The sequence below is a fragment of the Actinomadura sp. 21ATH genome, assembly GCF_041951345.1.
Lineage (GTDB): Bacteria > Actinomycetota > Actinomycetes > Streptosporangiales > Streptosporangiaceae > Spirillospora.
On the sequence record NZ_JBGNUR010000010.1, the window covers coordinates 94,007 to 118,231 of the forward strand.

26 protein-coding genes are annotated in these 24,225 nt (G+C 73.2%); 18 read left to right on the forward strand and 8 right to left on the reverse strand.

Translation table 11 applies throughout. The features are described 5' to 3' along the window. Positions 1-13 precede the first annotated feature (13 nt). The 6 genes from ACA361_RS26580 to ACA361_RS26605 are packed head-to-tail and all read left to right on the forward strand — an operon-like array spanning position 14 to position 5,158. On the forward strand, positions 14-889 hold the full coding sequence (locus ACA361_RS26580; RefSeq protein ID WP_375016140.1) for a VOC family protein: 876 nt from the start codon (positions 14-16) through the stop codon (positions 887-889). Further along, the gene (locus ACA361_RS26585) at positions 886-1,356 is read left to right on the forward strand and encodes a flavin reductase family protein (protein WP_375016142.1); all 471 of its coding nucleotides are present in this window, start codon (positions 886-888) and stop codon (positions 1,354-1,356) included. Before ACA361_RS26580 ends, ACA361_RS26585 begins: the two co-directional genes overlap by 4 nt. Before the next feature lie 8 nt (positions 1,357-1,364). Beyond that, positions 1,365-3,014 carry an FAD-dependent oxidoreductase gene (locus ACA361_RS26590; protein WP_375016144.1) on the forward strand — a complete coding sequence of 550 codons (1,650 nt, stop codon included), beginning with the start codon at positions 1,365-1,367 and terminating at the stop codon, positions 3,012-3,014. Beyond that, on the forward strand, positions 3,011-4,159 hold the full coding sequence (locus ACA361_RS26595; protein WP_375016146.1) for a Rieske 2Fe-2S domain-containing protein: 1,149 nt from the start codon (positions 3,011-3,013) through the stop codon (positions 4,157-4,159). The genes ACA361_RS26590 and ACA361_RS26595 overlap by 4 nt, the downstream gene beginning before the upstream one ends. Beyond that, a complete protein-coding gene (locus ACA361_RS26600; protein WP_375016148.1) occupies positions 4,156-4,416 on the forward strand; it encodes a hypothetical protein in 261 nt (86 codons plus the stop codon). The genes ACA361_RS26595 and ACA361_RS26600 overlap by 4 nt, the downstream gene beginning before the upstream one ends. Then, the gene (locus tag ACA361_RS26605) at positions 4,403-5,158 is read left to right on the forward strand and encodes an SDR family NAD(P)-dependent oxidoreductase (protein WP_375016149.1); all 756 of its coding nucleotides are present in this window, start codon (positions 4,403-4,405) and stop codon (positions 5,156-5,158) included. Before ACA361_RS26600 ends, ACA361_RS26605 begins: the two co-directional genes overlap by 14 nt. A gap of 13 nt (positions 5,159-5,171) precedes the next feature. Here ACA361_RS26605 and ACA361_RS26610 read toward each other — a convergent pair whose 3' ends face one another. Beyond that, the gene (locus ACA361_RS26610) at positions 5,172-5,819 is read right to left on the reverse strand and encodes a TetR/AcrR family transcriptional regulator (protein ID WP_375016151.1); all 648 of its coding nucleotides are present in this window, start codon (positions 5,817-5,819) and stop codon (positions 5,172-5,174) included. A gap of 150 nt (positions 5,820-5,969) precedes the next feature. Between ACA361_RS26610 and ACA361_RS26615 the strand changes: the two genes are divergently transcribed. The 3 genes from ACA361_RS26615 (at position 5,970) to ACA361_RS26625 (ending at position 8,909) form a co-directional block, all read left to right on the forward strand. After that, a complete protein-coding gene (locus tag ACA361_RS26615) occupies positions 5,970-7,346 on the forward strand; it encodes an AAA family ATPase (protein ID WP_375016153.1) in 1,377 nt (458 codons plus the stop codon). Continuing rightward, positions 7,343-8,578 carry a tetratricopeptide repeat protein gene (locus ACA361_RS26620; protein WP_375016155.1) on the forward strand — a complete coding sequence of 412 codons (1,236 nt, stop codon included), beginning with the start codon at positions 7,343-7,345 and terminating at the stop codon, positions 8,576-8,578. Before ACA361_RS26615 ends, ACA361_RS26620 begins: the two co-directional genes overlap by 4 nt. A gap of 133 nt (positions 8,579-8,711) precedes the next feature. Continuing rightward, on the forward strand, positions 8,712-8,909 hold the full coding sequence (locus ACA361_RS26625; protein WP_375016157.1) for a hypothetical protein: 198 nt from the start codon (positions 8,712-8,714) through the stop codon (positions 8,907-8,909). A 24-nt stretch (positions 8,910-8,933) separates the two neighbouring features. On the opposite strand, the gene ACA361_RS26630 is transcribed toward ACA361_RS26625, so the two are convergent. Next, positions 8,934-9,386, reverse strand: a complete 453-nt coding sequence (locus tag ACA361_RS26630; RefSeq protein ID WP_375016159.1) for a GbsR/MarR family transcriptional regulator — start codon at positions 9,384-9,386, stop codon at positions 8,934-8,936. Positions 9,387-9,448: 62 nt separating this feature from the next. Here ACA361_RS26630 and ACA361_RS26635 point away from each other — a divergent pair, with 62 nt between their 5' ends. Both ACA361_RS26635 and ACA361_RS26640 read left to right on the forward strand, forming a co-directional pair. Next, the gene (locus tag ACA361_RS26635; RefSeq protein ID WP_375016161.1) at positions 9,449-10,345 is read left to right on the forward strand and encodes an ABC transporter ATP-binding protein; all 897 of its coding nucleotides are present in this window, start codon (positions 9,449-9,451) and stop codon (positions 10,343-10,345) included. A gap of 32 nt (positions 10,346-10,377) precedes the next feature. Continuing rightward, positions 10,378-11,205, forward strand: a complete 828-nt coding sequence (locus ACA361_RS26640; RefSeq protein WP_375016162.1) for an ABC transporter permease subunit — start codon at positions 10,378-10,380, stop codon at positions 11,203-11,205. Here ACA361_RS26640 and ACA361_RS26645 read toward each other — a convergent pair. Further along, entirely contained in the window at positions 11,202-11,795 is a 594-nt protein-coding gene (locus ACA361_RS26645) for a TetR/AcrR family transcriptional regulator (RefSeq protein WP_375016164.1), read from the reverse strand. The genes ACA361_RS26640 and ACA361_RS26645 overlap by 4 nt on opposite strands. A gap of 118 nt (positions 11,796-11,913) precedes the next feature. On the opposite strand from ACA361_RS26645, the gene ACA361_RS26650 reads away from it, so the two are divergent. Further along, positions 11,914-12,735, forward strand: a complete 822-nt coding sequence (locus ACA361_RS26650) for an SDR family NAD(P)-dependent oxidoreductase (protein ID WP_375016166.1) — start codon at positions 11,914-11,916, stop codon at positions 12,733-12,735. On the opposite strand, the gene ACA361_RS26655 is transcribed toward ACA361_RS26650, so the two are convergent. After that, positions 12,713-14,119 (reverse strand): glycoside hydrolase family 1 protein, encoded by a 1,407-nt coding sequence (locus tag ACA361_RS26655; RefSeq protein ID WP_375016168.1) that lies wholly within the window; start codon positions 14,117-14,119, stop codon positions 12,713-12,715. The two genes, ACA361_RS26650 and ACA361_RS26655, sit on opposite strands and share 23 nt — an antisense overlap. Before the next feature lie 107 nt (positions 14,120-14,226). On the opposite strand from ACA361_RS26655, the gene ACA361_RS26660 reads away from it, so the two are divergent. Next, a complete protein-coding gene (locus tag ACA361_RS26660) occupies positions 14,227-14,847 on the forward strand; it encodes a TetR/AcrR family transcriptional regulator (RefSeq protein WP_375016170.1) in 621 nt (206 codons plus the stop codon). A gap of 80 nt (positions 14,848-14,927) precedes the next feature. Next, entirely contained in the window at positions 14,928-16,559 is a 1,632-nt protein-coding gene (locus tag ACA361_RS26665) for a Coagulation factor 5/8 type domain-containing protein (protein ID WP_375016172.1), read from the forward strand. Between the two features lie 93 nt (positions 16,560-16,652). Here ACA361_RS26665 and ACA361_RS26670 read toward each other — a convergent pair whose 3' ends face one another. Both ACA361_RS26670 and ACA361_RS26675 read right to left on the reverse strand, forming a co-directional pair. Continuing rightward, the gene (locus ACA361_RS26670) at positions 16,653-17,309 is read right to left on the reverse strand and encodes a GntR family transcriptional regulator (RefSeq protein ID WP_375016174.1); all 657 of its coding nucleotides are present in this window, start codon (positions 17,307-17,309) and stop codon (positions 16,653-16,655) included. A gap of 21 nt (positions 17,310-17,330) precedes the next feature. Continuing rightward, complete coding sequence (locus ACA361_RS26675; RefSeq protein ID WP_375016176.1) at positions 17,331-18,506, reverse strand: acyl-CoA dehydrogenase family protein; 1,176 nt, start codon at positions 18,504-18,506, stop codon at positions 17,331-17,333. Positions 18,507-18,617: 111 nt separating this feature from the next. Here ACA361_RS26675 and ACA361_RS26680 point away from each other — a divergent pair, with 111 nt between their 5' ends. From ACA361_RS26680 to ACA361_RS26695, 4 genes are all read left to right on the forward strand, one after another. Then, positions 18,618-19,745 (forward strand): CaiB/BaiF CoA transferase family protein, encoded by a 1,128-nt coding sequence (locus tag ACA361_RS26680; protein WP_375016178.1) that lies wholly within the window; start codon positions 18,618-18,620, stop codon positions 19,743-19,745. Positions 19,746-19,773: 28 nt separating this feature from the next. After that, complete coding sequence (locus tag ACA361_RS26685; RefSeq protein WP_375016180.1) at positions 19,774-20,343, forward strand: DUF2243 domain-containing protein; 570 nt, start codon at positions 19,774-19,776, stop codon at positions 20,341-20,343. After that, a complete protein-coding gene (locus ACA361_RS26690; protein WP_375016182.1) occupies positions 20,343-21,176 on the forward strand; it encodes a cytochrome c oxidase assembly protein in 834 nt (277 codons plus the stop codon). The genes ACA361_RS26685 and ACA361_RS26690 overlap by 1 nt, the downstream gene beginning before the upstream one ends. 75 nt (positions 21,177-21,251) lie before the next feature. Beyond that, entirely contained in the window at positions 21,252-21,617 is a 366-nt protein-coding gene (locus tag ACA361_RS26695; protein WP_375016183.1) for an STAS domain-containing protein, read from the forward strand. Between the two features lie 47 nt (positions 21,618-21,664). Here the strand turns inward: ACA361_RS26695 and ACA361_RS26700 are convergent, their stop codons facing one another. Next, on the reverse strand, positions 21,665-22,696 hold the full coding sequence (locus ACA361_RS26700; protein WP_375016185.1) for a CNNM domain-containing protein: 1,032 nt from the start codon (positions 22,694-22,696) through the stop codon (positions 21,665-21,667). Next, a complete protein-coding gene (locus ACA361_RS26705; protein ID WP_375016187.1) occupies positions 22,693-24,066 on the reverse strand; it encodes a hemolysin family protein in 1,374 nt (457 codons plus the stop codon). The genes ACA361_RS26700 and ACA361_RS26705 overlap by 4 nt, the downstream gene beginning before the upstream one ends. Positions 24,067-24,225: the final 159 nt, after the last annotated feature.

A 24,225-nucleotide genomic window follows, 5' to 3' on the forward strand; every position in this document is an offset into this window, starting at 1 on the left:
CGGAGGACCCATAATGATCACTTCGCTCGGCTACCTGCGGTTCGAGGCCACCGACCTCGGCGAGTGGCGGACGTTCGGCGCCGAGGTCCTCGGCCTGGAGACCGTCGCCGGCCCGGACGAGAACGCCCTGTACTTCCGCCACGACGAGTACGCCAACCGCTTCACGTTCGTCCCCGGCGGGAACGACCGGCTGCTCGCCGCCGGCTGGGAGGTCGCGAACGCCCGCGCGCTCGCCGACACGGTGGAGCGGCTGGAGAAGGCCGGCCACGCCGTCACCCCCGGAACGCCCGAGGAGGCCGCGGACCGCCGCGTCGAGGGCCTGGTCCACGTGGACGACCCCAACGGCAACCACCTGGAGATCTACTCCTCCCCGGCGATGAACCACGCGCCGCAGGTCAACCCGTACGGCAACCGCTTCGTCGCCGGGAACCTCGGCCTCGGCCACATCGTGCTGTCGGCGTCCGACCTGGAGGCGTCGTTCGCGTTCTACACCGACGTGCTCGGCTTCCGGCACCGCGACTCGCTGCGCTTCCCCGCCGCCGCGTTCGGCGGCCCGGAGGGCGCCATGAACTGGGTGCGGTTCCTCGGCGTCAACCCGCGCCACCACAGCCTCGGCCTGTGCGAGGTGCCGCTGCCCGGCATGATCTTCCACTTCATGCTGGAGCTGTCGAGCCTGGACGAGGTGGGCCGCGGGCTCGACCGGTTCCACCGGGCCGGGTACGACGTCCAGCAGTCCCTCGGCCGGCACACCAACGACAAGATGGTGTCGTTCTACGCCGCGACGCCCGGCCCGTTCCAGGTCGAGTACGGCTACGACGCGGTCCTCGTCGACGACGCCACCTGGACGGTCAAGGAGATCACCGAGGACGCGTACTGGGGCCACGAGTGAGCGACCGGTTCCGGGACGTCCTGGGGCGGTTCGCGTCCGGCGTCACGGTCGTGACCTCCATCGACGGCGACGCGCCGGTGGGCTTCGCGTGCCAGTCGTTCGCGTCGCTGTCGCTGGACCCGCCGCTGGTGATGCTCTGCCCGTCCCGCGCGTCCACGAGCTGGCCGCGCATCGAGGCGACCGGCCGGTTCGCGGTCAACGTCCTCGCCGAGGACCAGCGGGACGTGTGCGCGCGGTTCGCGGCGAGCGGCGGCGACAAGTTCGCCGGGCTGCCGTGGACGGCGTCCGCGCACGGCACCGCGCACCTGGCCGGCGCCCTCGCCACGATCGACTGCTCGATCGCCGACGTCCACCCGGCGGGCGACCACCTGATCGTCGTCGGCGCCGTCCGGGAGCTGCGCGACCGCCGCGATCGCCTCCCGCTCCTGTACTACCGCGGCGCGTACGCCGCCGGAACCTTCGGATAGGGGGCCCGATGGACTGGGACCATGAGTACGACGTGGTGGTGGTCGGTTCCGGGGCCGGCGGCCTCGCCGCCGCGACCACCGCGCGGCTCCGCGGCCTGTCCGCCCTCGTGGTGGAGAAGACGGGCAGGTACGGCGGGTCGTCCGCGCTGTCGGGCGGCGCGATCTGGGTGCCGAACAACGTCTACCTGGAGCGCGCCGGCGAGCGCGACACGCTGGAGAACGCCCGCGCCTACATGGACGCGACGGTCGGCGACCGCGTACCGGCGGACCGCAAGGACGCGTACCTGAGGCGCGGCCCCGAGATGGTCGAGTTCTTCGACCGGAAGACATCGTGGGTGCGGTTCATGTACACCCCCGGCTACTCCGACTACTACCCCGAGGCGCCGGGCGGACGGCCGCAGGGGCGTTCGGTCGAGCCGTGCATCGTGAACGGGAAACGGCTCGGCCCCGAGTTCCGCAACCTGCGCCGCGCCGGGCTGCCCACGTACGGGCTGACCATGACCTCGGCCGACTTCGGCAGGCTCAACATGGTCATGCGGACCTGGAAGGGGAAGAGGACCTCCCTGGCCGTCGGGCTCCGCGCCGTGAAAGCTCTGCTCACCGGGCAGAAGCCGCTCTCCCTCGGAGAGGCCCTGGTGGCGCGGCTGCGGCTGGCGCTCCAGGAGGCGGGCGGCGAGCTGTGGCTGAACGCCCCGTTCCGGGACCTCGTCGCCGAGGACGGCCGGGTCACCGGGATCACGATCGTCCGGAACGGGACGGAGACCGCGATCCGCGCCCGCCGCGGCGTGATCCTCGCGGCCGGCGGCTTCTCCCGCGACCAGGAACTCCGCGAGAAGTACCTGCCCAAGCCCACCAGGACGGACTGGTCGCACGCCTCGGAGGGCCAGACCGGCGACACGCTGCGCGCCGGGCTCCAGGCCGGGGCCGCGCTCGACCTGATGGACAAGGTGTGGGGCGCGCCGTCCGTGCCGACCCCGGACGGCCGGCTGTTCTTCCTCGTCGCCGACCGCGCCATCCCGTCGATGGTCATCGTGGACGCGGACGGCGTGCGGTACGCGCGCGAGTCGCTGCCGTACCACGAGTTCCTCGACGCCATGTACGCGCACGGCGAGAAGGCCATGACCTCGTGGATGATCGTCGACGGCTGGGCGCGGAGGAAGTACATCTGGGTCGGGCTGTTCCCCGGGCAGCCGTTCCCGAAGGACTGGAAGGACGGCTTCCTCAAGACCGGCCGCACCGTCGAGGAGCTGGCGCGCGGCATCGGCGTCCCGCCCGAGCGCCTCAAGGCCACCGTCGAGCGCTTCAACGCGATGGCCGCCAACGCCAAGGACGAGGACTTCGGGCGCGGCGACAGCGCGTACGACAACTACTACGGCGACCCGACCCTGCCCAACCCCAACCTGCGCCCGATGAAGGGGCCGTTCTACGCCGTGCCGGTCGTCCCCGGCGACATCGGCACCAAGGGCGGCCTGGTCACCGACACCGAGGCCCGCGTTCTGCGGCCGGACGGGACGGTGATCGAGGGCCTGTACGCCACCGGCAACTGCTCCGCCGCCGTCACCGGCGAGACCTATCCGGGACCGGGCGCCACGCTCGGCCCGGCGATGACCTTCGGCTACGTCGCCGCCACCCACATCGCTCAGGGAGACCACGCATGAACCACCGTCTCATCGAGGCGGCCCCGCCGCCCACCCGGTTCGCCCGCGGCTGGCACTGCCTCGGCCTGGCCGACACGTTCAAGGACGGGAAGCCGCACGCCGTGGAGGCGTTCGGCACCAAGCTCGTCGTCTTCCAGGGCGGGGACGGGAAGCTGAACGTCCTGGACGCCTACTGCCGCCACATGGGCGGAGACCTGTCCCAGGGAACGGTCAAGGGCGACGCGATCGCGTGCCCGTTCCACGACTGGCGCTGGGGCGGCGACGGCAAGTGCGCCGGCATCCCGTACGCCACCCGCGTCCCGCGCGTCGCACGCACCCGGGCGTGGCTCGCCATGGAGGAGAACCGGCAGCTCTTCGTCTACAACGACCCGCAGGGCAACCCGCCGCCGCCCGAGGTGACGATCCCGCGCATCGAGGGCGCGTTCAGCGACGAGTGGTCGTCCTGGACGTGGAACCAGCTGCGCGTGGAGGGCTCGCACTGCCGGGAGATCGTCGACAACGTCGTGGACATGGCGCACTTCTTCTACGTCCACTACGCGCTGCCGACGTACTTCAAGAACATCTTCGAGGGGCACGTCGCGACCCAGTACTTCGACGGGACCTCCCGCGAGGACGCCCACCTCGGCCTGGTGCCGGGCGCGGAGGAGCAGAGGATCGAACAGCGGTCGGAGGCGTCGTACTACGGCCCCTCGTACATGATCGACTACCTCTGGAACGAGGCGGCCGGCATGACCGTGGAGACCGTCCTCATCAACTGCCACTACCCGATCACGTCGAACGGCTTCATGCTCCAGTGGGGCGCGATCGTGAAGAAGTTCCCCGGCATGTCGGACGCGGACGCCGACGCGATGGCCGCGCAGGTCGCCGAGGGCGTCGGGCTCGGCTTCATGCAGGACGTCGAGATCTGGAAGAACAAGGCCCCGGTCGACAACCCCCTCCTCTGCGACCAGGACGGCCCCGTCTACCAGCTCCGCCGCTGGTACGAGCAGTTCTACGTGGACGTCGAGGACGTCACGCCGGAGATGGTCAACCGGTTCGAGTTCGAGATCGACACCGACCGGGCCGTCGAGGTGTGGAAGAAGGAGGTCGCCGAGAACGTCGCGAACGGCGTCTCCCACTCCATGCTCCCGCAGTCGATGCGATGACGGCGGCCGAGGTCGCCTGCCTGTCCTGCGGCACCCGCGTGCTGGTCGAGAAGAACAGCCTCCCGCACACCAACGTCCAGTGGACGACCGACGCCGCCGTCGCCTGCGCGGAGATCGCCGCGCGGGTGGCGGCCGGCGAGTACGCGGCGCGGGTGCCGCACTGCGGCGCCCTGCGCGGCTCCATCGAGCGGGCCGTGCGGGAGGGCCGCGTGAAGATCACCGAACATGAGGGGACGGAACTCCATGGCACGTCTTGACGGCAAGGTCGCCCTGATCACCGGCGCCGCCCGCGGCATCGGCGAGGCGCACGCCCGCGCGTTCACCGCCGAGGGCGCGAAGGTCGTGATCGGCGACGTCCTCGACGACCGCGGGACGGCCCTCGCCGCCGAGCTGGGCGCGACGTTCGTCCACATGGACGTCACCGACGCGTCCGGCTGGGCGGCGGCCGTCGCGCGGACGGTCGAGCTGCACGGGAAGCTGAACGTCCTGGTCAACAACGCGGGCATCCTGCGCTTCCGCCGCATCGAGACGATGACCGAGGACGAGCTGCGCCGCGTCCTCGACGTCAACCTCGTCGGCCCCTGGCTCGGCATGAAGGCGGTCATCGAGCCGATGAAGGCGGCCGGCGGCGGCTCGATCGTCAACACGTCCTCGATCGAGGGCTACGCGGCGGCCGCCGGGCTGTCGGCGTACGCCGCGAGCAAGTTCGGCGTCCGCGGCATCACCAAGGCCGCCGCGCAGGAGCTCGGCGCGTCCGGCATCCGCGTCAACTCCCTGCATCCCGGCGGCGTCGCCACCGAACTGGCCCTCGACCCCGCCAACTCGGAGGCGACCGGCATCGACGGGGACGCCTTCTTCAAGGCCCTCCCCCTCGGCCGCTGGGGCCTGCCCCAGGACGTCGCCGGCGCGGCCGTCTACCTCGCCTCCGACGAGTCGGCGTACTGCACCGGCACCGAGATCCTGGTGGACGGCGGCCTCCTCAGCGGCCCCGGCTACTGACGGCGCGGCCCGGCTACCGCTCCCCTTCCGCGCGCTCGCAGAGCTGGGCGGCCAGCGTGGCGCGCGCCCAGTCCTCCCAGGCGTCCGGCGACCAGCCGCGGTCCTGGACGAAGACCAGGTAGAGCTGCGGGCTCAGCACGCCGTACAGCACGTCGGCGGCCGTCTCGACGGAGACCTCGGAGCGGAAGCCGGGCTTGCCCGCCAGCGCCTCGGCCGCCGCGCGGTGGACGGTGTAGCGCGGATCGGGCCCGTCCGGCCAGTGCGCCGCGATCTGCGGATCGGTCGCCGCCGCGGCCGCGATCAGCGGCATGATCGGGGCGACCCGGCCGAGGATCCGCCGGGTGCCGCGGACGTGCGCGCGCAGCTGGCCGGCCGCGGTGGGCGCGGCGCACGCGTCACGGAACCACTCCCGGTCCATGGTGCCCACCGGCTCGGCGTCGCCCGCGATGGACGTGTCCACGACGTCCTTGAACAGGGCCCGCTTGTTGCCGAAGACGAAGTAGACCGTCTGGACGGCCACCCCGGCCCGGTCCGCGACCTCCTGGAGGCTCGTCGCCCCGTACCCCTGCGCGAGGAACAGCTCCCGCGCCGCGTCCACGATCTTCGCGCGGGTGCGCCGTGACCGCTCGGCCCGCTTGTCCGCCCGCTTGACGTTCTCCATGGCGCGAGCCTATGTCTAGAGTTGTTCACTAGAGCCTATCTCTAGGTGCTCTCGATCATGATGGTGCCGCCGTGCCGGTACGGACGGCCGCGTCCCCCGTGCATGGCATCATCGGGACGTTCATCGCCAACGGGGGAAAGGTCGACTTCAGTGACGGATCGGGGAGCACTGGACGCGCTGCGCCAGGCGGTGCGGGTGTCGCCGGACAACCTTCCGCTGCGGCGCCACCTGGCGCAGCAGCTGCTGGACGCCGATCTGCTGGTCGACGCCGAGGCCGAGTTCCGTGCCGCGCTCAAGCTCGCGGAGAACGACCTCGACCTGTGGACGGGGTTCGGCGAGGTGCTCCTCAGGCAGGGCCGCAGCGGCATGGTGCTCGCGGCGCTGGAGGCCGTCCCGATGGAGGCGGCGCCGCCCCGGCTGAACCTCGTCATCGCCAGGGCGCTCGCGGCCGAGGGGAACGCGGAGGCCGCGCGGCCCCGCTACTGGGACGCGGCCGGGCGCGACCCCGCGCTCGCCGACCCCGGGTTCGAGGAGCGGCTCGGGCACTCCGGCGACGCCGCGGCGGCGCCCGGGCCCGCGCTGGCGCGCGTCCTCGCGGACGCGCAGGCGGCCGTCGCCGCCCCGCCGGAGCCGGCGCCCGCGGAGACCGAGAAGCCCGCGGTCACGTTCGCCGACGTGGCCGGGATGGAGCAGGTCAAGCAGGCCCTGCGCATGAAGCTGCTGCTGCCCGTCCAGCAGCCGGAGATGTTCGCCGCGTACGGGAAGCGGGCCGGCGGCGGCGTCATGCTCTACGGCCCGCCCGGCTGCGGCAAGACGCACCTCGCGCGGGCCGCCGCCGGGGAGCTGGGCGCCCACTTCATGAGCATCGGGCTGTCCGACATCCTCGACATGTACATCGGGCAGAGCGAGCGGAACCTGCACGAGACGTTCGAGACGGCCCGCCGCAACAGCCCGTGCGTGCTGTTCTTCGACGAGGTCGACGCGCTCGCGGCCCGCCGCTCCGACATGAACCAAGCGCACAGCCGGCAGATCGTCAACCAGTTCCTCGCGGAGATGGACGGCGTGGACGCCGGAGCCAACGACGGCGTGCTGGTCCTGGCCGCCACCAACGCCCCCTGGTACGTGGACATCGCGTTCCGCCGCCCGGGCCGGTTCGACCAGCTCGTGTTCGTGCCGCCGCCGGACGCGGCCGCGCGGGCGGCCATCCTCGCGCTCATGTGCCGGCGGGTGCCGCTGGCCGAGATGGACTTCGGCGCGGTCGCCGGCGCCACCGACTGGTTCGCGGGCGCCGACCTCAAGGGCGCCGTGGACCGGGCGGTGGAGGCCAAGCTCCAGGAGGCGATGCGGGCCGGCCGGCCGCTGCCGCTCTCCACGCACGACCTGATGGCCGCGGTGCGCACGATGCGCCCGACCGCGGTCACCGAGTGGATGAACACCGCCCGCAACTACGTCATGCACTCCAACGAGAGCGGCGCCTGGGACGACCTGCTGCCGTGGATCGGCGGCACGGGCGGCCGCGGCCGATGAGCACCCCGGCCGCCTCCCGCGGCGACGCGCTCGTTCAGCGGGCGCGGATGCTCCTGGAGCTGCGCCGTCCCGCCGACTCGGAACGGGAGGCGCGGGCGGCGCTCGTCCAGGACCCGAACGACCCGGGCGCGCACATCCTGCTCGCGCTCGCGCTGGCGCTCCAGGGCGACACCGACGGGGCGCTGGAGTCCGTCGACCGCGGCGCCGCGCTGATCCCGGGGGAGTGGCCGGGGCACTGGGCGGCGGGCGTGGTCCTCACCGAGGCAGGCCGCCACCGCGAGGCGCTGGGCGCGTTCCAGAACGCGCTGGCCTGCGACGCCGAGCAGCCGGTGGTGTACGAGCTGCTCGCCCGCAACCACTACATGCTCGGCGAGTGGCAGGCCGCCGCGGGCGCCGCCGGGCAGGGGCTGCGGCTGGCGCCCGAGGACGCCGACCTCGCCCACGTCATGGCCCTGGCGCTGCTGGAACTGGGCGATCGCGCGGCGGCGCGCGAGCACGCGTCCCGGGCGGTCGCGCTGGCCCCCGAGAGCGTGGACGTCCACCGCACGTACGGGATCGTCGCGCTGGCGACCGGCGACGGCGACGCCGCGGCGCACGCGTTCCGCGAGGCGATGCGCCTCGACCCCGGCTGGGAGCCGGGCCCCGCGCTGCTCCTGCAGGCGCTCAAGCAGCGCAACCCGCTGCATCGCATGGACCGCTGGCTGCGGTCCCTGTGCGCGCACTCCCGCCGCCGGGTCGCGGTCATGCTCGCCGGATGCCTGTTCGTCCCCTGGTTCCTCGTCATGCTCGCCCTCACCCTCGCGACCTGGGTGAACCTGGCGGGCCAGGCCGTGACCACGCTGCTGCTGAACCGCGACCCGCGCGCCCGGGACCTGCTGGAGCGCGCCGAGGTGAACGCGGCCCGGCTCAGCGCGGGGATCTCCGGTACGGGCGCCGTGCTGCTGGTCCTGGCCGCCGCCCTCCAGTCGGCGCCGACCCTGCTCGCGGGCGCCGCCGTCCTGGCCCTGATCACACCGGTCCAGGAGACGCCCCGGCTCGACGGCCTGCCCCGCGAGTTGTTCGCCGGCTTCGCGGGCGCGCTCGCGGTGCTCCAGGCCGTCCTGATCCCCGTGTCGTACGCGCTGCCGGACGCGGGCTGGCCGGGCGTCTCGATCCTGCTGACGCTCTACGCCTCCCTGGCCTCCACCTGGCTCGCCAACCTGCTGCATCCACGCCGTCCCGCTAGGAACTGACCGCTCCTGCCCCGCCGGGTTCCGGGTGATCTCCAGCAGCGCCGCCCGCCACTCCTGTTTGAGGCTTTTCGGCCTCCATCCGGGCGACTCTTCGCCCAAGTCTCAACAAGGAGTTCAATGAGACGATTGAAGCATGAAGTTCATTCTGGAAGTCGACATGGGCGATGACGCGTTCGGCGGCAAGGCCGTCGACGAGCTGGGCCGGATCCTGCGCTACTGGGGCGGCAACCTCCGCCACTACGACATGAAGCCGGGCGACGGCTCGGCCGTCTACGACTCGGCCTACAACGACGTCGGCCACTGGACCATCACCGCCGACCCGGCCGGCTGAGCCCCGCCGCCGGCCGGTCCCGGCTCAGGAGCGGCGTCCGGCGCGCCAGCGGTCGATCAGGGCGGGCATCTCGCGGAACATGAAGCCGTAGAAGTCGCGCATCTCGTCCAGCCTGCGGGCGGCGGGCGTGCCGGGGCCGGCCGCCTCGATGCCGCGGTCGGCGGCCTCGAACATGGCCTGGACCATGCCGTTCTGGGACGACATGAGCGTGGCCCAGGCCCCCTCGCGGACGCGGTAGTGCTCGCGGCGGCTGCCGGGGGCCGGGGCGCGCTCGATCAGGCCGACGGTGGACAGCATTTTGATCGCGCCCGAGACGCTGCCGGAGCTGATGCCCAGCCGCTCGGCCAGTTCGGGTGCGGTGACGCTGTCCTCGTCGGCGAACATGAACGCCGACAGCACGCGCGCCGTCGCCTTCTGGAGCCCGCCCTGCGCCAGGACCAGCGCCAGGTTCTCGGCCGCCTCGGTGGTGTCCGCCATGGCGGAATCCTAACAGCTCAGAGTCTTCAGAAATCTTTGAAGTCTCTGATAGTGTCCGCGGCATGACCCACACGGCGATCGAGCTCGACCGGCTCACCAAGACCTACGGCACCCGCCGGGGCCTGGCCGACCTGTCCTTGCAGGTGCGGGCCGGTGAGGTGGTCGGCTACCTGGGCCCCAACGGGGCGGGGAAGTCCACCACCATCCGGCTGCTGCTCGACCTGATCCGCCCCACCTCCGGAACGGCCCGGGTCCTGGGGCTGGACCCGCGCGCCGACGCGGTCGCGCTGCACCGGCGGATCGGCTACCTGGCCGGCGACTTCGCCGTCGACGGCCGGCAGCGGGCGGGCGAGTGCCTGGCCTTCCTCGGCGGCCTGCGCGGCGGCGTGCCGGCCGCGCGGATCACCGGGCTGGCCGACCGGCTGGAGCTGGACCTGGGCGCCCGGATCAGGAGCCTGTCCAAGGGCAACCGGCAGAAGGTCGGGCTGGTGCAGGCGTTCATGCACGAGCCCGAGCTGCTGATCCTGGACGAGCCCACCTCCGGCCTCGACCCGCTCGTCCAGCAGACGTTCCTGGACATGGTCGCCGAGGCCCGCGCCGACGGGCAGACGGTGTTCATGTCCAGCCACATCATGAGCGAGGTGGAGGCGGTCGCCGACCGCGTCGCCATCATCCGCGAGGGCCGGCTGGTAGCCCTCGACACCGTGGCGGACCTGCGCGCCCGCTCGTACCTCAAGGTGCGGATCACCTTCGCCGCGCCCGTGCCGGCGGCGGAGTTCGCGGGGCTGCCCGGCGTCGCGGACCTGGCCGTCGCGGGCACCGTCCTGACGTGCCGGGTGGACGGCGCCCCGGACGCCCTGGTCAAGGCCGCCGCCCGGCACACCGTCACCGGCCTGCGCGCCGACGGCCAGGACCTCGAAGAACTCTTCCACGCGTACTACACCGGCCACGCGGCCTGACGGCCGCGCACGAGCTCACGAACGGCGGCACCATGGGCACCACCACCACGATCCCCGGCGCGTCCGGCCTCGCCCGCGCGTCCGGCGGCTCGATGTTCACCAAGACGCTGTACGACAACCGGCGCGTCTTCACCGTCTGGGCGGCCGCCACCGGGCTGCTGGCCATGATGTACGGCAGCTTCTACCCGCAGCTCTCGGCCGACGCGATGGCGTCGGTGCCGGAGGCGATGGAGGGGTTCGGGCTCGACGACGCGTCCAGCGCCGCCGGCTACCTCCAGGGGGCCGTGTTCGGGCTGCTCGTGCCGCTGCTGGCCACGTTCTACGGCGCCGCCACCGGCGCCCGCATGATCTCCGCCGACGAGGAGAGCGGCTACCTCGACCTGCTGCTGGCGCACCCGCTCGGCCGTACGCGCCTGCTCCTGCACCGGTACGCGGCCCTCGCCGCCGGTGCCGCGGGGATCGCGGCCGCCGTCCTCGCCGCCATGCTCGCCGTGCGCTCCAGTGCTCAGCTCGACGGGATCGGCGTCGCGAACTTCGCCGCCCAGGCGGTCAACCTGGCGCTGCTCGCCATGTTCTTCGGCGCGCTGGCCACCGGGCTCGGCGCGGCCACCGGCAAGGGCCGGGCCACGGTCTTCGGCGCCACCGCCGGGCTCGGCGTCGCCGCGTACGCCCTGCACGGCTTCGCCCCCCGGATCGGCGCCGAGTGGCTCCGCCACCTCACCCCGTTCCACTACTACATCGGCGGCGAGCCGCTGAAGAACGGCCTCCGGCCCGCCGACGCCGCGGTCCTGGCCGCCGCGACGGCCGTCCTGATCGCGGCCGGGGCCTGGCGGCTGTCCCGGCGCGACATCGGCCGCTAGGGGCGGAACGCGCGGAGCGTGATGTCGACGAGGGAGTCGGCGTACTCGGGGGTGAGCGGCCCCGACCGGTGCAGCCACCGCTGGAAGAGCGGGGCGTAGAGCACCTCCAGGACGAGGTCGAGATCGGCCTCCGCCGAGAGCTGGCCCGCCCGCTGCGCGCTGCGCAGGCGGGCCTTCTTGGCGTCGTCCACGGGGCGGGCCAGCTTCTCCCGGTACTGCGCGGCGAGGTCCGGGTCGTTGACGATCTCGGCGTTGAGCGCCCGGATCGGCCGCTCGAAGTCCGCGTCGGCGAACTCGGCGGCCGTCGCCCGCATGACGGCCTTGAGATCGGCCTCGATGTCGCCGGTGTCGGGCAGCGCGATGCCCTCGCCGCCGTCGCTGAGCGCGAGGAACGCGTCGAAGATGACCGCGCCCTTGGACGGCCACCAGCGGTAGATCGTCTGCTTGCCGACGCCGGCGCGGGCGGCGATGCCCTCGATCGAGACCTTCCGGTACCCGACCTCGGAGATCAGGTCGCGGGTGGCGGCGAGGATCGCCTGCCGCGAGCGTTCGCTGCGCCGGGCCCGGTCGGGCTTCCTGCTGCTGGGCATGCGGCGAGGGTAGCAGGGTGACGAGACGGACCGGTTCGTTTTGACAGGCGGCGCCGGGAGGGTGCACACTCGTGGCAAGACGAGACGGTGCGTCTCGTTTCAGGGAGGTGGGCAGATCATGACGACCGCCAGAGTGTGGTTCATCACCGGCGCGACCCGCGGGCTGGGCCGGGCGTTCACCGAGGCCGTCCTGGCCGCCGGGGACCGCGTCGTGGCCGCGTCGCGGAACGTCGAGCCGCTCGCGGACCTGGCGGCCGAGCATCCGGACCGCCTCGTCCGGATCCCGCTCGACGTCTCCGACCGGGCCGCCGTCCTCGCCGCCGCCGACGACGCGGCCGCGGCCTTCGGCGGGCTCGACGTCGTCGTCAACAACGCCGGCGGCCTGCTGTACGGGATGGTCGAGGAGGCGACGGAGGAGCAGATCCGCGCCCATCTCGACGTCAACTTCTTCGGCGCCGTCTGGGTGGCCCAGGCCGTGGTGCCGCACCTGCGCGAGCGGGGCGGCGGGCGGCTCCTCCAGGTCACCTCGATGGGGACCGGCGGCGGCATGGCGTCCGTCGGGTTCTACGGCGCGGGGAAGGCGGCGCTGGACTCGGTCAGCGAGGCGCTGGCGATGGAGGTCGCGCAGTTCGGGATCAAGGTCACCGTCGTCCAGATGGGCGGCTACGACACCGGCCTGTTCACGGCCGGGACGACGACCGCCGAGCGCCGTCCCGAGTACGCGGACCTGCACGCGGAGCTGGAGCGCATGTGGGGCGACGAGGCGGGCCCGGCCCCGAGCACGGCGGCGCCCGTCATCCTCGAACTGGCCGCGCTCCCGGACCCGCCCCGCCGCCTCATCGTCGGCGGCGCGTCGTACGACATGGTCCAGGACATGGACCGGGCCCGCACCGAGCTGTACCGCGCCTGGGAGGAGCTCAGCCGGAAGGCGCCGGGCTGACCCGCTGCTCCGCGAGCCGCTCGCGGAGCCAGTGGAAGGACGCCTTCGGGGTGCGCTCCAGGGTCGCGAAGTCGACGTGGACCAGGCCGAAGCGCTGCTCGTACCCCTCGGCCCACTCGAAGTTGTCCAGCAGCGACCAGACGAAGTAGCCGCGGACGTCCACGCCCTCCTCCATCGCCTGGTGGAGGGCGCGCAGGTGGCCGTCCAGGAAGTCGATCCGCTCCCGGTCGGGGCGGCCCGGCTCGTCCCGCACGGAGCAGCCGTTCTCGGTGATCAGGATCGGCGGCAGCGCGTCCCCGTAGTCGTCGCGCAGCCGCAGCAGCAGCTCGCGCAGGCCGCCGGGGACGACGGGCCAGCCGAACGCGGTGGTCCGGTAGCCCTCGATCGGGACGTCCTCGAACGGCAGCCCGGCGCCCTCCAGGCGGTCCTCCACCTCGCTCAGCACCGACGCGCCGCCGGGGCGCGGAGCGGCGGCCGCCCGCGGCGCGGCGATCCTGGTGGGGCTGTAGTAGTTGACGCCGAGCCGGTCGAGCGGCGCGGAGATGGCGGCGAGGTCGCCGTCCCGGACGAACGGCAGCTCGGTGACCCCGTACGCCGACAGGTCCGGGTACCGCCCGAGCAGGACGGGGTCGGCGAACAGCCGGTTCTGCAGGGCGTCGAACGCGGCCGCGGCGGCGCGGTCGGCCGCCGATCCGGACGCCGGCCACACCGGGCTGTGGTTGTTGGTGAGCGCGATCTGCCCGCCGGTCCGCTCGCGCAGCGCGGCGACCGCGAGGCCGTGGCCGAGCAGCAGGTGGTGGGCCGCGGGGAGCGCGTCCAGCAGCAGTGCCCGGCCCGGCGCGTGGACGCCGATGCCGTACCCCTCGGTCATGTGGACGAACGGCTCGTTCAGCGTGATCCACACCTTCACCCGGTCGCCCAGCCGGCCGGCGACGAGGCCGGCGTACTCGGCGAAGCGGTGCGCGGTGTCGCGGTCCAGCCAGCCGCCGCCGTCCTCCAGCGCCTGCGGGAGGTCCCAGTGGTAGAGGGTGAGGACGGGCGCGATGCCGCGCTCGGCGAGGGCGTCGACGAGGCGCTCGTAGAAGTCGAGGCCGCGGGGGTCGGCCGGGCCGCGGCCCTCCGGCTGGATCCGCGGCCACGCGACGGAGAAGCGGTACGCGCCGGCGCCGAGGTCCGCCATCAGCGCGACGTCCTCCGGCCAGCGGTGGTAGTGGTCGCAGGCGACCTCGCCGGTGGCGCCGTTCTTGACGCGGCCCGGCTCGGCGCAGAAGGCGTCCCAGATGCTCGCGCCCCGGCCGTCCTCCTTCACCGCCCCTTCGATCTGGTACGCCGCCGTGGCCGTGCCCCAGAGGAACCCTTCGGGAAAGCGGGGAAGCGCGCCCATGTCCGCTCCTTCTAACCTGAATGGACTCTCATTCAAACATGAGTCAGCGTCATGTTTATCCGCGGGTGCCGTCCAGCACCGCGCATGCCGTCCAACACGGGGGACCGATGTCCGGTGGGGTACGCCGCAGGCCCGCGCAGCGCCGCAGCGCCGAACGCTTCGAACGGCTCCTCGACGCCTGCGCCGAACTCCTGGCCGAGGTCGGCCAGGAGGCGCTGACCACGCGGGACGTCGCCCGCCGCGCCGGGGTGCCGATCGGGACGCTGTACCAGTTCTTCGACGGCAAGTCCGGGCTGCTGCACGAGCTGGCGATGCGCCACCTCGCCGTGCTGCTCGCCCGGCTCCAGGAACGGCTCGCGGCCGAGCCCGTGGACACCTGGGCGGACGCGGCCGTCCTCGTCTACGAGGAGAGCCTCGCGCTGCGCCGCAGCGTGGCCGGGTTCTTCGTGGCCGACTTCCGCGACACCGGCTCGATCGACACCGACCTCGTCCGCCGGATCGACGAGGAGATGGCCGCCCGGCTGTACGAGCTGGCCACGCGCGAGGCCGGGCTGCCGGCGCTGCCCGACCACCGGCGGGTGCTGCTGGTCGCGATCACGTCCAGCGACGGGCTGCTGCGGCTGGCGTTCCAGTCGTCGGAGGACGGCGACCCCGCCGTGATCGCTCTCGGGGCCCGGCTGCTGCGTGCCTACTTCACCGACGTCACGGCGGCCCCACCCGTAACATGAGGGTTGTTCACTTTTCTTCGGATCGGTGATATCTGGTACCTCAAGGCCCGTGGAACGCTCCCCCATGGTCGAGGTGCCCCATGTCAAGACGCCCGCTCCGCCGTTCCGCCTCCGTCTCCCTCATCGCCGCCCTGCTCGGCGCCTGCCTGCTGCCGCCCGCCGCCCAGGCCGAGCCCGCCCCCGCTCCCGTCCCGGCTCCCGCCGGAGAGGTGCGCGGCTACATCGACGCGCACAGCCACCTCATGTCGTACGAGGCGTTCGGCGGCATGCTCATGTGCGGGCGCCCGTTCGCCGAGGGCGGCGCGCCCGAGGCCCTGCGCGACTGCCCCGACCACGCCGGGAACGGCGCGCTCGCCTGGTTCGAGAACCTCCTCAAGAACGGCTCGCCGCTCGGCCTGCACGACCCCGTCGGCTGGCCCACGTTCCGCGACTGGCCCGCCTGGAACTCGCGCACCCACCAGCAGGCTTACCACGCCTGGCTGGAACGCTCCTGGCGCGGCGGCCAGCGCGTCCTGGTCAACCACCTGGTCGCCAACCGCCAGATCTGCGAGTTCTACCCGCTCAAGCGCACCGGCTGCGACGAGATGGACTCCATCCGGCTCCAGGCGCGGCGCATGAACGAGATGCAGGACTACATCGACCGGCTGAACGGCGGCCCCGGCAAGGGCTGGTTCCGCATCGTCACCGGGTCGGAGGAGGCCCGGCGGGTGATCGAGGCGGGCCGGCTCGCCGTGGTCCTCGGCGTCGAGACGTCCGAGCCGTTCGGCTGCCGCAAGAGCGGCGACACGGCGCGCTGCACGCGCGAGCAGATCGACCGCGGCCTGGACGAGATGCGGGAGCTCGGCGTCAGCTCGATGTTCCTGTGCCACAAGTTCGACAACGCCCTGTGCGGGGTGCGGTTCGACGGCGACGCCGCCGGGGCCGTCATCAACCTCGGCAACTTCCTCGGAACGGGCCGGTTCTGGCAGGTCGAGCGGTGCGCCGGCCGCGAGCACGACAACGCGATCCAGCCGGCCGGCGGGCTCGGCGACCTGCTGCGCGGGCCGCTGAGCGGGCTCGGCCGGGCGGGGATCACGGTGCCGCTGTATCCGAGCCCGCCGCACTGCAACGTCCACGGGCTCACCGCGCTCGGCGAGCACATGCTCCGCGGCATGATCGACCGGAACATGATCGTCGAGATCGACCACATGAGCGTCAAGGCCGCCGGGCAGACCCTCGACCTCCTGGAACGGGAGCGCTACTCGGGCGTCGTCTCGTCCCACAGCTGGACGGACGGGAACTACGCGCGCCGCATCTACGCCCTCGGCGGGATGATCACCGGGTACGGCCACGCGGCGGACGGCTTCGTCGCCGAGTGGAGGCGCAACAAGGCGTTCCGCGACCCCCGCTTCGCCTTCGGGTACGGCTACGGCCTCGACGCCAACGGCATGGGCCCGCTGCCCCCGCCGCGCGCGAACAACGCGGGGAACGGGGTGCGCTACCCGTTCACGTCGCCGATCGACCCGGCCGTCACGCTCGACCGGCAGCGCACCGGCCTGCGCACCTGGGACGTCAACACCGACGGCGTCGCCAACTACGGCCTCGTCCCGGACTGGATCGCCGACATGCGCACCGTCGGCGGCCCCGAGATCATCGACGACCTCGCCCGGGGCGCCGAGGCGTACCTGCAGATGTGGCGCCGCACGGAGACCGCCGCGCCACCGCGACCTTGATCGTCCCGCGGGCTGCTCGTCGGCCGGGGCGCCGCGCCTGAGGACTGGCCCGAGGGCGTGCGGAGACCGATGTGGTGACGGGCGGGGCGGCGGTCAGGTGAGGACGCGGTGGAGGACCTCCAGGGCGCGGTCGCGGTGGTCGTCGAGCTCGCGGACGAGGCGGTCGGGGTCGCCGGCGCGGAGGGCGTCGAGGATGCGGTCGTGGGCGTGCACGGACGCGGTCCGCTCCTCGGGGAGGTTGTAGTACATCGCCCGGTACACCTCGGTCGAGTCCCACAGCAGCCGGATCAGCCGCAGGACGTGCGGCTGCCCGGGCGCCTCGACGATCGCGAAGTGGAAGGTGCGGTTGGCGGCCAGCTCGGCGGCGACGTCGCCGGCCGCGGCGGCCGCGGCGCAGGCGCGGGCGGCCTCCTCGATGCGCTCCAGGGTGCCGGCGTCCATCGTCGGCAGCGCGTGCCGGGCCGCGCGCTCCTCCAGGACCTTGCGCAGCTCGTAGATCTCGCGCAGGTCGTCGTACTGGAGTTCGGTGACGAAGTAGCCGCGCCGCGGGCGGTAGGTGAGCTGGCCCTCCTGCTCCAGGACGCGCAGCGCCTCCCGTACGGGCGCGACGCTGAGCCCGGCCCGCGCCGCGACGTCCTCCTGGTTGACGCGCTGCCCGGGGCGCAGCGCGCCCGACACCATGAGCCGCCGCAGCGAGTCGACGGCGTGCTGCTGGGCGGTGGGGACCGGGGGTGGCGAGGGACCGTTCACCGCCGGAAGCCTATCCACGGTTCAGCGGAACGCCTGGATGCCGGTCAGCGCACCGCCGATCACCAGGGCGTGGACGTCGGCGGTGCCCTCGTAGGTGACGACGGACTCCAGGTTGTTCATGTGCCGGATGACCGGGTACTCCAGCGAGATCCCGTTCGCGCCGAGGACCTGGCGGGCGGTGCGGGCGACCTCCAGCGCGGCGTTGACGTTGCCGAGCTTGCCCATGCTGATCTGCTCGGGGCGCAGCCGGCCGGCATCCTTCAGGCGGCCGAGGTGCAGGGCCGTGAGCGTCGCGCGGTTGACCTCAAGGGCCATGGCGGCGAGCTTCTGCTGCTGGATCTGCGTCCCGGCGATCGGCCTGCCGAACGCGGTGCGCTCCTTGGAGTACGCGAGCGCCGCCTCGAAGCAGGCGCGGGCGGCGCCGGCGGCGCCCCAGACGATGCCGTAGCGGGCCTCGTTCAGGCAGGACAGCGGGCCGCGCAGGGACGAGACCCCGGGGAGGACGGCGTCGGCGGGGACCCGCACGCCGTCGAGGACGAGTTCGGACGTCACCGAGGCGCGCAGCGACATCTTCTTGCGGATCTCCGGTGCGGTGAAGCCGGGGGTGCCGGCCGGGACGAGGAAGCCGCGGACGCCCTCGTCGGTGGCGGCCCAGACGACGGCCACGTCGGCGATCGACCCATTGGTGATCCACATCTTGCGGCCGTCGATGATCCAGCCGTCGCCGTCGCGGCGCGCGCGGGTGCGCATGGCGCCCGGGTCGGAGCCGGCGTCGGGCTCGGTCAGCCCGAAGCAGCCGAGCGTCTCGCCGGCCGCCATGGCGGGCAGCCAGCGGGTCTTCTGCTCCTCCGAGCCCCAGCGCCAGATCGCGTACATCGCCAGCGAGCCCTGCACCGAGACCATGCTGCGCACGCCGCTGTCGCCGGCCTCCAGCTCCATGCAGGCGAGGCCGTACGCGGTGGCGCTGGTGCCGGCGCAGCCGTAGCCCTCCAGGTGCATCCCGTACACGCCGAGCTTGCCCAGCTCGCGCGGCAGCTCGCGGGGGATCCGGGCCTCGTCGAACCAGTCGCCGGCGTTCGGTACGACGCGGTCGGCGACGAACGCCCGGACGGTGGCGCGGATGTCGCGCTCCTCGTCGGACAGGGAGTGGTCGATGTCCAGGAAGTCCAGGGGCGCCAGGGGGCCGGGCTCGCTCATCGCCGCCGCCTCTCGTTCGGGTGACCTTGCGGTGCCATTGCGGGTGGATCTTCGAAAATCTAAACTCGATACTCGCACATACTGCCTAGAGCTGACAAAGGGCCCACATACATGCCTCATGCCCTGGACGATCTGCGCATAGTCGACTTCTCGCGCGTACTCGCCGGACCGCTCGCGACGATGGTCCTCGCCGACCTCGGCGCGACCGTGACCAAGATCGAGCGCCCGGGCACCGGCGACGACACCAGGGCCTGGGGCCCGCCGTACGACGAGTACGGGACGTCGACCTACTACCAGGCCGCCAACCGCAACAAGGACAGCGTCGTCCTGGACCTGGGGACCGAGGACGGCGCCGCCCGCGCCCGCGAGCTGGCCGCCGCCGCCGACGTCGTCGTGGAGAACTTCCGCCCCGGCGTCATGGACCGCCTCGGCCTCGGCTACGGCGCGCTGAGCGCGGAGTCGCCCGGCCTCGTCTACTGCTCGATCACCGGCTTCGGTACCGGCGCCGGGGCCGCGCTGCCCGGCTACGACCTGCTCATCCAGGCGCTCGGCGGGCTCATGAGCATCACCGGCGACCCCGCCGGGGAACCGCAGAAGGCCGGCGTCGCGCTGGTCGACGTGATCAGCGGCCTGTTCGCGAGCGTGGGCATCCTGGCCGCCGTCCGCCACCGCGAGCGCACCGGCGAGGGCCAGCGCGTCGAGGTGAACCTGCTGTCCTGCCTGCTGGCCGCGCTCGCCAACCAGGGCTCGGCGTACACCCTCGCCGGCAGCGTCGCGGGCCGGATGGGCAACGCGCACCCGAGCGTCGCCCCGTACGAGCTGCTCCCCACCGGCGGCGGCGACCTCGTCCTGGCCGTCGGCAACGACCGCCAGTTCGGCGCGCTCGCGGAGATCATCGGACGCCCGGAGCTGGCCGCCGACCCGCGCTTCGCGACCAACGCCGCGCGCATCGCCCACCGCGACGAGCTGCGCCTCCTCCTGGTCGCCGCGCTGTCCGCCGAGACCGCCGCCGTCTGGGTCGACCGGCTCACCGCGGCGCGCGTGCCGGCCGGGCGGGTGAACGACATCGCGGGCGCCTTCGCGCTGGCCGAGTCCCTCGGCCTCGACCCCGTCGTGGACGTCCCCCGGCCGGACGGGACGGCGGCCCGCCTGACCCGCAACCCGATCGGGCTGTCGGCGACGCCAGCCACGTACCGGTCGGCCCCGCCGGGGCTGGACGAGCGCCCCCTCCAGGGTTAGGCCGGGCCGCTCCGGTTAGAAGGACGCCATGACCGCAACCGAGCGTCCGGCCGCGGTGGCGTCCCGGCCGGTGAGCCTGCGCCTGCCGGGCATCGTGCTGGGAGTGGGCCTGGGCGGTTTCGTCGACGGCATCCTGCTGCACCAGCTCCTCCAGTGGCACCACATGCTCACGAGCACCGACACCGACAACATCGGGGTCCGGTACTACTCGCCCCGCACCGTCTCCGGCCTGGAGATGAACACGGTGTGGGACGGCCTCTTCCACGTCGTCTGCTGGCTGTCGGTGCTGGGCGGGCTCGCCCTCCTGTACGCGCGGGTGACGCGGCGGCGCCGGCGGGTGTGGGGCTCGCGCGTGCTGTGGGGCTGGGTGCTGGCGGGCTGGGGCCTGTTCAACCTCGTCGAGGGCGTCGTCGACCATCACATCCTGGGCATCCACCACGTCCGCGGCGGGCCGAACCAGACGTGGTGGGACATCGGCTTCCTCGTCCTGGGCGCGGTGCTGGTCGCCGCCGGGTACCTGCTCCAGCGCGGCGGCGGATTCGTCGACACCGACACCGAAACCGGTCCCGGTCGCGAGGCCGACGCCGGGGCGCACTGATGCACGACCACGGCGGCGGCGGTGGCGGCGTCCCGTGGGCGGTGGTGCTGCCCGCCGCCGGAGTCCTGCTGCTGGCCGCCGCCTACCTGCTGCTCGTGCGCGCCGGGACCGGCGGCGGGGGCAGGCGCCATCCGCGCCTGCGGACGGCGTCGTTCCTCACCGGATGCGCGCTCCTCGCGGCGGCCCTGCTCCCGCCGGTGGCGCCGTTCGCCCACCACGACTTCCGCGGCCACATGCTCCAGCACCTGCTCATCGGCATGTACGCGCCCCTGGCACTGGTGCTCGGCGCCCCGGTCACCGTGCTGCTGCGCGCCCTGCCGGCCGCCCGGGCGCGGCGGCTGACCGCCGTCCTGCGCAGCCGTCCCGCCGCGCTGCTCGCCCATCCGGTCACCGCGCTGGTGCTGACCACGGGCGGCCTGGGCGTGCTGTACTTCACGCCGCTGTACGACGCCACCGCCGCCCACCCGGGCCTGCACTGGCTCGTGCACGCCCACTTCCTCGCCTCGGGGTGCCTGTTCGCCTGGGCCATCGCCGGGCCCGACCCCGCGCCCGCCCGTCCCGGCGTGCCCGCCCGCCTCCTGGTGCTCGGCGCCGCGATCGCCGGCCACGCCGTCCTCTCCCAGCTCATGTACGGCGGCTTCCTCGTGGACATGCAAGCCCCCGTGGCCCAGCTACAAGGCGCAGCGGAGATCATGTACTACGGCGGCGACATAGCGGAGCTGCTCCTGGCCGCCGCGCTGGTGGCCACCTGGCGCCCCACCGCGTCGACTCGTGGCGTGTCCCTGCTCGGGCCCCGCGCCCGGGGACGGACACGCCACGAGTCGACGCCGTGAGCGGGGCGGTTCGGCGGTAGGGACGATTGTGGGGCAGGCTGCCGGGTATCTGGACGACCCGGCCATGGAGGGCGAGTGCTGGATCTGGCAGTGGAGGTTCGGGCACCCGAGGGTGTCGTCGTGGTGACGCTGGCGGGGCAGGTCGACGCCGTCACCAGCCCGGGGCTGCGCGACCGCTTGGCGAGCCTGATCGCCGGCGGGGCGCGGCACCTGGTCCTGGACCTGACCGCGATCTCCTTCATCGACTCCACCGGCCTGCAGGTGCTGACCGCCCTGCACCGCGTACTCGAACCCCTGGACGGGACGATCACGCTGGTCGGCGTCAGCCCGCACCTGCGCGAGGTCCTGCGGATCACCGCCCTGACCCGGCTGTTCCCGATCTACCGTTCGGTGGAGATGGCCGTGCTCGCGCACATGGCGGACCGGGCGCGCGACGACTGACGGCGCCCGCCCGGCCCGCCCGCCCGGCCCGCCCGGCCGGCCCGTTCTCAGCGGCCGGCCGGCGGTGCCGCCGCGGTCCCGGACCGGGTGAAGAGCCGGCGGAGGATGTCGGTGATCGTGACGACGCCGATGATCTCCCCGTCCCGGGTGATGAGCGCCAGCTGGTTGCTGGTCTCGCGGAGCTGGGCCAGCGCGCTGTAGACGGTCGTGTCCGCGGCGAGCCGGAACGCCGGCCGCGCCAGGTGGGCGATCCCGGCGGTCTCCGGCTCGGTGAGGGTGTCGCGGACGTGGACGACGTTCCAGGCCGTACCGGCGCCGGTCACCAGGATGCGCAGGTGCCCGGAGGACCGCCCGGCCTCCTGGACGTCGGCGACGGTCGCGTCACCGGGGACGGCCGTGAGCGCGCGGCGCTCGGGGACCAGGTCGCCGATGCGCAGGTCCTCCAGCTCCAGCGCCTTGGACAGCTGGGTCGAGTACGCGGCGTCCAGCGCGCCGACGTTCGCCGAGTGCTCGACCAGGTGGCGCAGCGCGGCCGGGTCCTGGCCCGCGGCGACCTGGTCGGCCGGTTCGACGCCGACCCGGTGCAGGCACCAGTTCGCGGCCCGGTTCAGCCCGCGCAGCAGCGGGCGGGTCAGCCACATGAACGCCCGCATCGGCAGCGCCAGCAGCGTCGCGGACCGCTCCGGGTGGGCGATGGCCCAGGACTTGGGCGCCATCTCGCCGATCACCAGGTGCAGGAACGTGGCGATGACCAGCGCCAGCACGAAGCCCGCCACGTCCGCCGCCCACAGCGGCAGCCCCGCGCTCTCCAGCACCGGGGTCAGCCAGTGGTGGACGGCGGGCTTGGTGATCGCGCCCAGCGCCAGCGTGCACACGGTGATGCCGAGCTGCGCGCCGGCCAGCAGCACGGTCAGCTCGGCCGAGCTGCGCAGCGCGGCGCGGGCCGCGCGGCTGGTGGGCGCGGCGTCCTCCAGCCGGTGCCGCTTGGCGGCGATGAGCGCGAACTCGATGGCGACGAAGAACGCGCTCGCCCCGATGATCGCGACGGTCGCGGCGAGCACGACCCAGGGGTTGCTCATCGTTCCTCCCCGTCCGCGTCCCGCGGTTCCGCCGCCACCTGGAGCCGGATGGACGAGGGCACGTGGTTGTCGACCTCCAGCACCCGCACGCGGACGTACCGGGCGGGCGGGTCGTCGGTGTGCGCGAGGTCCGCGGGGTCGGCGGGCAGCCGGATGTCCAGCTCGGTGCCGGGGGCGGGCAGCGCCCCGTACGCGGCGATCACCAGGCCGGCGATGGTCTCGTAGTCGCCTTCGGGCAGCCGGTGGTCGATGGTGCGCTCGACCTCGTCGATGTGGAACTCGCCGGGGATGATCCAGGCGTCGCCGACGGCGGTGGCGGTGGGCTCGGCCTCGCCGGTGTCGTGCTCGTCGGTGATCTCGCCGACCAGCTCCTCGGCCAGGTCCTCCAGGGTGAGGATGCCGGCGAAGCCGCCGAACTCGTCGATCACGCAGGCCAGCTGCTGGTGCTCGCCGGCCAGCCGGTCCAGCGCGTCGGGCAGCGTCATCAGCGTCGGCAGCACGGTGGCGGGACGCATGATCGTCGACACCGGCCGGGCCGGGTCGGCGGCGGCCAGCACCTCGTCCAGGTGCACCACCCCGACCACGTGCTCGTCCTCGTCGAGCACGGGGTAGCGGGAGTGGCCGGTGCTCATCTCGCGCCGGACGTCCCCGACCGTCTCGTGCGCGTCGACGGTGTCGACGCGGGCCCGGGGGATCATCGCGTGCTCGACGTCCCGGCGGGGGAAGTCCAGGATCCGGTCCAGCAGCATCGACAGGTCGGGCGGCAGGTCGCCGCTGCGCCGGGAGTCGGCGACGATGTGCTCCAGGTCGCGTTCGGTGGCCGCGTGCTCGACGTCGTGCACCGGTTCGATGCGCAGCAGCCGCAGCAGCAGGTTGGACGACTGGTCGAACACCCAGATCAGCCGGCCGAACACCTTCAGGTAGACGAGCGTGGAGCGCGACAGCCGCCGCGCGACGGGCTCCGGCCGGGCGATCGCCAGGTTCTTGGGGAACAGCTCGCCGAACAGCATCTGCACCAGCGTGGACAGCGCCAGCGCGAGGACGGTGCCGATCGCGACGCCGGTGCCCGCCGGGACGCCGGTGACGCCGAGGATGTCGCCGAGCGCGCGGCCGATCAGCGGTTCGGCGACGTACCCGACGAGCAGGCCGGTCACCGTGATGCCGAGCTGGGCGCCGGAGAGCATGAACGAGGTGCGCCGGGTGACCGCGAGGGCGCGCCCGGCGGCGCCGTCGCCGCCGTCCGCGCGGGCGTTCAGCCGGGACCTGTCCACGGCCATGTACGCGAACTCCTGGGCGACGAAGTAGCCCGTCGCCGCGGTGATCACCAGGACCACCGCGATGCCCAGCAGCAGGGAGAGCACGGTGGTCATCGGTGGACCGCCGCGGGGTCAGTGGGGTGGGGCCGTGCCGTGGTCAGTAAATCGTGTTCCATGGCTCTCTTGGGTCGAACGGGATCACCAGCGACAACGACAGATGTAATCGATGAGTTCCCGTTCGCTGTGCGCCGTCGAATTCGCAGGTCAAGTGCA